Genomic DNA, 1,076 nt, shown 5'->3' on the forward strand with positions numbered 1-1,076 from the left:
GCGATTCCCGATCCGATCGCCGACCTGGCAAAACAGGCCCACCAGACCTGGCAAACGATTCAACAGGCCGCCGATCAGAATTCAGACGGGCAGCTATCCCCGGAAGAATGGCCTCTGACCGCACTTCAAAAACAGCTGCCTCCGCTGGCAGGACTGGATTTTCAGGTGTGGGATGCGGATCAGAACGGTCTGGTTTCCGGAACAGAAGCAGAGCAATTAGTTGATGTGGCTTTTGGCATCAAGCATATCAACGGAGCGCCTTTGCGAGACAATCGGGGACGGGTCCTCTACCGCTCTTACATTCTTCCCACTGATCAAGACCACGATCAACGCCTGTCTAAAGAGGAATATGTGCCTTCGATTCGCCTTCCTGAAAAAGAGGTGCTGGAACTGTTTAACGGGATGGATGCAGATCAGAATGGCTTTCTGAGCTTTCAGGAAATGACGACTTCCCGGAACACAAACATCGATGAGTTTGAATACTTTTTAAGCCGCGATCGTGATCTGGACGGATTCCTGAGCTCGGATGAACTCCTGAAATTCAATTCCAACGATGCGACTCCCCTGCGTTTGCCTCAAGGGCTGGCAGCCTTCGATTCTGACGGCGATGGTAAATTTTCATTAACCGAATTCCGTCTGTCTCCCGTAGGCATCAGTTATGTGACGATGCGGGTCTATGGTCGAAAAGATCTAAACCATGACGCGAAGCTCTCCTGGCAGGAATTTTATGTCGAACCCTCTCCACAGGTTATCGGTTTGGCCTGGGAACTGTTTACCCGTTTTGATCGAAATAAAAATGGTCAGTTGGAACTCGACGAGTTTGAGTTTCAGATTGACACCACCAAAATGTCTCCCGAAAACGCGTTTGCCGCCTGCGACAGGGACCAGGACCAGGAACTCACCCTCGAAGAATATACGCCGCTTGTCGCCAATCTGAGCCCCGCACTACGGAAGCGTAATTTTCAGGTATGCGACTTTAACGCGAACGGACGGCTTTCCTTTGCTGAATATAAATGTATGCCTGATATTTTCTCAGCAGAGAAACGGGCCGCGGTCCCTGATCCCATCGCAGAACT

1 pseudogene is annotated in these 1,076 nt (G+C 50.8%); it reads left to right on the plus strand.

Features of this window, described 5'->3' with window-relative positions:
• A pseudogene (locus FYZ48_RS25015) lies at positions 1–1,076 on the plus strand (EF-hand domain-containing protein); the annotation flags it as partial.

The organism is Gimesia chilikensis (genome assembly GCF_008329715.1).
In the GTDB taxonomy this organism is placed as follows: Bacteria; Planctomycetota; Planctomycetia; order Planctomycetales; family Planctomycetaceae; genus Gimesia; species Gimesia chilikensis.